Source organism: Advenella sp. (assembly GCF_052108595.1).
In the GTDB taxonomy this organism is placed as follows: domain Bacteria; phylum Pseudomonadota; class Gammaproteobacteria; order Burkholderiales; family Burkholderiaceae_B; genus Advenella.
Genome location: NZ_JBQEAU010000165.1, coordinates 347 through 7,150, shown reverse-complemented (window position 1 = coordinate 7,150; position 6,804 = coordinate 347). Strand labels below are relative to the sequence as shown.

The 6,804-nt window shown below is 54.1% G+C and carries 6 protein-coding genes and 1 pseudogene; 1 reads left to right on the top strand and 6 read right to left on the bottom strand.

The annotated features are described in order from the left end of the window. The 6 genes from ACTIKR_RS19745 to ACTIKR_RS19720 form a co-directional block, all read right to left on the bottom strand. The coding region (locus ACTIKR_RS19745) for a GMC family oxidoreductase (protein WP_442328791.1) at positions 1-918 on the bottom strand (918 nt) is incomplete at its 3' end. A 105-nt stretch (positions 919-1,023) separates the two neighbouring features. Next, entirely contained in the window at positions 1,024-2,271 is a 1,248-nt protein-coding gene (locus tag ACTIKR_RS19740; protein WP_442328790.1) for a CaiB/BaiF CoA transferase family protein, read from the bottom strand. 1 nt (position 2,272) lies between these two features. After that, positions 2,273-2,500 (bottom strand): acetyl-CoA carboxylase biotin carboxyl carrier protein subunit, encoded by a 228-nt coding sequence (locus ACTIKR_RS19735; protein WP_193088544.1) that lies wholly within the window; start codon positions 2,498-2,500, stop codon positions 2,273-2,275. Positions 2,501-2,524: 24 nt separating this feature from the next. Continuing rightward, positions 2,525-3,868 carry an acetyl-CoA carboxylase biotin carboxylase subunit gene (locus tag ACTIKR_RS19730; protein ID WP_442328789.1) on the bottom strand — a complete coding sequence of 448 codons (1,344 nt, stop codon included), beginning with the start codon at positions 3,866-3,868 and terminating at the stop codon, positions 2,525-2,527. A gap of 83 nt (positions 3,869-3,951) precedes the next feature. Beyond that, the gene (locus ACTIKR_RS19725; protein ID WP_442328788.1) at positions 3,952-5,481 is read right to left on the bottom strand and encodes an acyl-CoA carboxylase subunit beta; all 1,530 of its coding nucleotides are present in this window, start codon (positions 5,479-5,481) and stop codon (positions 3,952-3,954) included. A 26-nt stretch (positions 5,482-5,507) separates the two neighbouring features. Continuing rightward, the gene (locus ACTIKR_RS19720) at positions 5,508-6,380 is read right to left on the bottom strand and encodes a tripartite tricarboxylate transporter substrate binding protein (protein WP_442328787.1); all 873 of its coding nucleotides are present in this window, start codon (positions 6,378-6,380) and stop codon (positions 5,508-5,510) included. A 229-nt stretch (positions 6,381-6,609) separates the two neighbouring features. Between ACTIKR_RS19720 and ACTIKR_RS19715 the strand changes: the two are divergent. Further along, positions 6,610-6,804 (top strand): annotated as a pseudogene (locus ACTIKR_RS19715) (MarR family winged helix-turn-helix transcriptional regulator); the annotation flags it as partial.

The following is a 6,804-nucleotide window of genomic DNA, read 5'->3' as shown; positions in this document are numbered from 1 at the left end:
CTGGCTCAATACATCGGGATTGCCGATGCCGGAAAGCTCAAGGATTTTGGGTGAATTGACCGTACCGGCAGAAAGAATAATCTCTTTTGCTGCCTGTACAGTTTGTTGCGAGCCATTCTGGATAAAGCTGACCGATCTGGCGACGCCATCCTGGAGATGAATCTTCGTTACCATCGCATCGGTCATCACGGTCAGGTTTTTCCGACGCTTTGCCTCGGCGACATAGGTAGAAGCCGTACCACAACGTACGCCGTTGCGCGTTGAGAACTGCAAGAGCGAGACACCGTCGTAACGCTCGCCGTTATAGTCATCGTTATAGAAAACGCCGGCGTCGTTGCATGATCTTATAAATGCCCGGGTCAACAGATCATCATCATTGACTTTGGTCGCAACAATTTTTCCATCACGTCCACGATACGTGTCGCTGCCGAAGGCGGCATTTTCCAGTTTCCTGAAAAACGGCAGCATATTCTCGTAAGACCAGCCCTGGCATCCCGCTTTTTCCCAGTTGTCATACTCTCTCGGATCGCCACGGGAAAACAGCATCCCGTTGACCGAGCTGGAGCCCCCGACCATTCTGCCGTGAGGAAACAGTACTTTTTGGCGATTCAGATATTCCTGTTCAACGGTTTCGTCCTTCCAGAAATATTTTTCGCGGTTCAGGATTTTGGCAAGGCCTATAGGCACCCTAATCCAGAAATCGTTATGATGTTCACCGCCAGCTTCAATCAGAAGCACGCTTAAATCTTTGTTCTCACTCAGCCTGTTAGCGATAACAGAGCCGGCGGAACCCGCACCAATTACAATATAGTCATACATCTTCTGTCTTTCCTCAAAGCTGAATTTATAAAGTCTCTGACGATCTGTCTTATGCCTCGGGCAACGGAAAGTAACTCGGCAAGAATGGGCGGCTTGCACAATACTCGGCGCACCAAGAGAGATGAAGCGAATACATCACATAGTAAACATAGTTTACTATGTGAATAGACCAGGACAATCAGGAAACAATAGCGCCCCTCTGTTTCAGGCTCCCTTTCTGCTCGAATTGTGCACGACGCCTGCAGTGATCAGCACATCGATTTCATCGGGGCTCATACCCAGGTCGGTGCCAAGCACATCGCGAGTATCCTCTCCCAGCGCTGGACCAGTGCATCGAATACGCCCCGGCGATTTGCTCAGTTTGGGCGTCACGCCGATCTGACTGACACTGCCCAGTTCAGGATGTGCAACCTGCGCAATCATGTCGCGCGCCCGATAATGAGGTTCTTCAAAAATATCCTCGATGGTCAATACACGGGAGACCGGCACGCCGGCATCCTGTAGGGACTTTTCAAGCACACGGCCGTCCTGCTGCCGTGTCCAGTCGGCTACCTCTGAGTCAATGTAGCGCATATTTTCCGCCTGTCCGCGCGCCCGAATCGTGCTATAGCGGGGATCAGTCAGAAAATCGGTCCGGTTCATTAATCTGGCAAGCCTGTCGAATGTCGCATTGCTATTGGCCGCAATGAGTACAAATCCGCCGTCTGCAGTCGGGTACAAACTGTTGGGCGCCATGGAGGGAAGATTCGGCCCCTGACGCATGGGCACTTTGCCCAGCTTGTCGAATGCCGGCACCAGCGACTCCATTTGCGTAAAGGCCGATTCATAAAGCGCTGCGTCAATAACCTGCCCTTCTCCCGACGCATCGCGATGGCGAAGCGCTGCCAGAATGCCGAATGCTGTGTACACAGAGGTCAGATAATCTGTGGTGGCCAGCGCAACTCGGGACGGCGGACGATCCGGATCTCCGGTCATGTGCCGCACGCCGCCGAATGCCTCGCAAATCGCGCCGTAACCGGGCAAATGAGCGCTTGGGCCGGTCTGCCCGTAGCCACTGATGCGTGCGTAGATAATGGCTGGATTGAGACGGGACATGGCCTCATAACCCAGTCCGAGTCGCTCCAGAACACCGGGACGATTGTTCTCAAGCACCACATCGGCTTTGCCGATCAGGGCCTGGGCAAGCCTTTGGCCCTCTGCGGTCTTCAAGTCCATTGCGATGGATCTTTTGCCTCGCAGTATTGAGGCGCCATAGAGCGACACCTCGCCAACATGGCTGCCCATCTGACGCACCGGGTCGCCGTCAAGCGGCTCAATTTTGATTACGTCTGCGCCAAAATCGGCCAGCAGCCGACCGCAGGCGGGGCCGGCGATAGTGGTGCAGATTTCAATGACACGGATGCCTGTCAGTGGCGCGGCCCCGGTCTGCGCACCCGCTGTTTCCTTTTTCATGTCAGCCGCTCCTTTTACCGACCTGACCCACCACCTGGCCGTCTTCCACTGCATCCCCTTCCTTGACATCAAGCGCCAGCAGCACGCCCGCTTCTTCACTCATGACCGGAATTTCCATCTTCATGGATTCAACGATAAGGACAGGTTCATCGGGTGTTACCTCGGCCCCCACTTGAACGAGGATTTTCCACACGGTTCCTGTCACTTCCGAGATCAATTCGGTTGACATATTCATTCTCCTGATAAATAAAAACTAATTCGAAAGTATGTGTTGGGTCAGGCCGGTATCAACGTCACCGGTCTTGAACTGGGCGCTGCCGATCACCTTCTGTATGAAGGGGATGTTATGTTTGACGCCTTCGATCACCGTAGCTGCCAATGCGTCCTGCAGCTTGCTGATTGCCTTATCCCTGCTGTCGGCATGCACAATAAGTTTGGCGATCATCGGATCGTAGTATGGTGTGATGACATTGCCCGCAGCAAAGCCGGTTTCCACCCGGATGCCTTGACCTACGGGAAAAGACAATGCCTGCAGTGTGCCGGGCGACGGGAAAAATCTGACTGGATCTTCCGCGTAGATACGTGCCTCGATTGCATGGCCCCGCACCGTGACCGGTTCAGGTATGACCTCGGACAAACGCTCACCGGCGGCCAGTCGAATCTGCGCCTGAACCAGATCAACTCCTGTAATTTCTTCGGTCACTGCATGTTCAACCTGGATTCTTGTATTAGTTTCCAGAAATTGAAAATTTTCCTGCTGATCCAATAAGGTTTCGACGGTCCCAATCACGTCATATTTCATGTTCTGCAACACTTGTACAATCTCGCTGGCCTTGGCGTTTATCAGCGCTCTGGGTATTCGCGCAGCGGGCGACTCCTCAATCACTTTCTGATGCCGCCGCTGCACCGAGCAATCGCGCTCGAACAAATGGCAGGCATTGCCATAACGGTCCGCCAGAATCTGGAACTCAATGTGGCGGGGCCGTTCCATCATGCGCTCCAGGTACAGATCGGCACTGCCGAAACTGCGCAGCGCCATGGCTTTGATTTGAACAACCGCCTTGAGCAATTGCGCATCATTGTGCACCGCCGCCATGCCGATACCACCGCCTCCGGCGGCTGCCTTTACCATGACCGGATAGCCGATCTTGGCAGCGGCTGCCCGTTGATCATTTTCATCATCGGTCAGCAGGCCGGAGCTGGCCGCCATTGCCAGGCCAAACTCATGCATCAGCGAACGCGCCCGGGTCTTGTGGCCCATCGCATCAATCCACTGTGGGCTGGGACCGATGAAGGTGACCCCGGCCTGCATGACTTTGCGGGCAAATGCTGCATTTTCTGAAAGAAAACCGTAGCCCGGATGAATGGCATCGGCCCCGCTTTGTTCCAGGACCTTGAGTATCGCGTCCTGATTCATATAACTGTGTGCCGGATCGGCCGACCCGATGCAGTGGGTTTCGTCGGCCAGAGCCAGATACGGCAATGACGCATCGGCCTCGGAATAGATTGCTACTGACCGTATCCCCATCTTGCGCAATGTCCGTAAAACGCGTGCAGCTATCGCTGCCCTGTTTGAAACCAGGACCTTTTGAAACATTGTTGACTACTCCAAATTCAATGATTAATAACGAACAGTCCGGTTGCTGCGGACAGTATCAGATATCGCTATATGGCCACCGGTCAGTGACTCGTTGGCCAAGTGCGCATCAGATGTTCGCCAACACCGCCGGTCAGGCGCATTCCATGTATTTCCAGACTGCGGATCAGATGTGCCCGGGTCTGCGCAGGATGGATGACCGACTGCGCACCAAAGACGGCCGCCGCATCGTAGGCAGATGTCCCTTTTGTCATTTGCTCAAGTAGTTGTTGGTATTGCGCGGGGTCATCAGCCTCAGTCACGCCATGCACAATCGAGACGGCCGAGCGCGGGTCCATAAAATTGACTTCTGCAGTGAACCAGTTGATCACCTCATCGGCGTTACCGCCGCCGCCCATATTCAGTACGGCCTGCCCGTATGTTTTGCGCATGACAACCGAAATCTTTGGCACAGTGACCAGAGAAATGGCGTTCATCCAGTTCATCACATGCCCGATTGCGCCCTGGCGCTCGCCTTCGACCCCGATCAAAAAGCCCGGCTGATCCACCATAAACACCAGCGGAATATTGAACGAGTCGCACAGAATCATGAAACTGACCGCCTTGCGACACGCCTGCGGATCAATGGCTCCGCCTTTATGGATAGGGTTATTGGCAACAATACCTACCGAGCGGCCGCCCAGCCTGGCCAATGCGGTAACAATGGACTTTCCAAACCGCGGCTTGAGTTCGAAAATCGAATCCTTGTCATAAATAAGATTCAGGATTTTTCTGACGTCATATACCTGGGCACGGGCGCTGGGCAGAATATCCAGGATGCGCCCGATATCGTCCCCTGATCCTTCAGGAACCGGACACACGGGTGGCGGCTCGTTATGATGGCTGGGAAGATAAGACAAAAATCGTCCAATGGCGTCCAATGCCTGTTCGTCTGTGTCGACTGCCAGATCGACCATACCGGTAACCTCGGTATGCAACTTCCACCCCCCCAGGGTTTCGGGATCAACCTCTTCATTAATGGCGCGGGAAGTCAGCTTAACGCTGGACACGGCAGTAATCGCCCCCTTGCGCATGACCACGAAATCACCTAGCGCGGCATACCAGGATGAGGACCCGTAACAATGCCCAAGCACTGCAGACACCCATGGCGTTTCCCGCGTACGCAAATACTGGGTCGGCCGGTCGCCACTGCCTACGCCCGACGCTCCCATGACGTCAGGCATGCGGGCACCGGTGGACTCTCCGAGAAAAATCATGGGCATACCATGGCGGGTCGCAACACGCTTGACATAACCTACCTTCCGGGTATTGACTGAACTGCTGGATGCCCCCATGACGGTAAAGTCGTTGGACACAACCGCGACCTCTCTGCCATTGATTTTCCCGTACCCCGTTACCTTGCCGTCGGCAGCAGAGCGCTCGCGCATTTCCGGCCGGATACTGGTCGCAAAAAGACCCATCTCGTGAAACGTGCCGGAATCCACCAGGTGGTCAATGCGTTCGCGCGCATTCATAACACCCTCTTGCACCCGCTGCTGCAACTTGCGCTCTCCCCCCATGGAAAGCACCTTGCGGCGCAGCTCTTCGTGTTCCTGTATCAAATCGTCAAACATGTTCCGTTCCAAATAATTTCATTAAATTAACGCTGCTTCGTAGCTTGCCGTAACTGAGGAATCGATTCGGCAAGCTGGTTCCATTGTTGAGATTCCTGTTTCATTTGCTCCGTTAACTGGGCAGGAGAAGAGAATGCCGCCTGTGCGCCTATGTCTGCCAGCTTGTTGGAGAAGGTGTCATCCTGGACGACGCGTCGCGTCGCATCTCCCAGCACCTGTACGATATGAGCGGGCGTGTTGGCCGGCACCAGCAGGCCAAACCAGACGCTGAGGTCCAGATCGACTCCCAGCTCCTGAAGCGCCGGAACTGACGGCAAAGCCGGATTTCGTTCTTTTGATGTCACGGCCAGCGCGGTCAGGCGCTCCGACTGAAGATAGCCCAGAACGACGGGCACAAGGGAAAACACCGTGTCGATCTGTCCGCCGATTACATCGTTGGTCGCTTGCGCACCGCCTTTATATGGCACGTGCAGCAAAGGCGCCTGGGCGCGATGCTTCATTAACTCCACGTACAGGCTAAGCTGAGCGCTGGATATCGTATATTTGCCCGGCGTTGCGCGCGATTTGCTGATCATGTCCTGTACAGTCGCAAATGCGGAATCAGTGCGCGTCGCGATCACAAACGGCACCCTGGCAATCACGCTGACCGGCTGGAAATCGTCAATCGGGTCAAATGAAGGAGCCGGTCCGAAAACGGTATTCAGCGTCGGCGTGCCGCCGCCGAATAACACGGTATAACCATCGGGCTTCGCATTAGCCACGATATTGCTCCCGATATTGGTAGCAGCGCCCGGTTTATTGTCAACCACCACAGGCTGTCCTGTTACCTGGCTCAGCTTTGCCGCAAACAGCCGGGCAACCGTATCGGTACTGCCCCCGGCAGGATACGAAACAATCATTTGTATCGGCTTTGACGGGTAAGCCTTGTGCGTCGACGCACCCGCAGGCGCGATATTTACTGACACACAACAAACCAGGGTAGCCATCCAAATCAGCAATGCTTGCATTTTTATCTCCATGAATTATCTCGTTCAAGACGAAATTTTTTGTATAGTCATTGATACAATATGATCTACCTTTTCAAAATAAAAGTCAACATGGTTGACTAATTAAGAGTAACGGCACATTATGATTTCTGCACGAAAAATAGCTCAATTGCGCTCGGCCCGCTCCTTTGGCATAGGGCGTTTGTTTCTGTTGGCGCGCCGCGATTTCTCTCAACGCCTGTCAAAGAAAATGGTTGAAAAGACCGGAAATACCAATCCCATTGTGGGAGGCTCGATCCTGCCCTTTATCGATCTGGAAGGAACACGAAGCACAGAA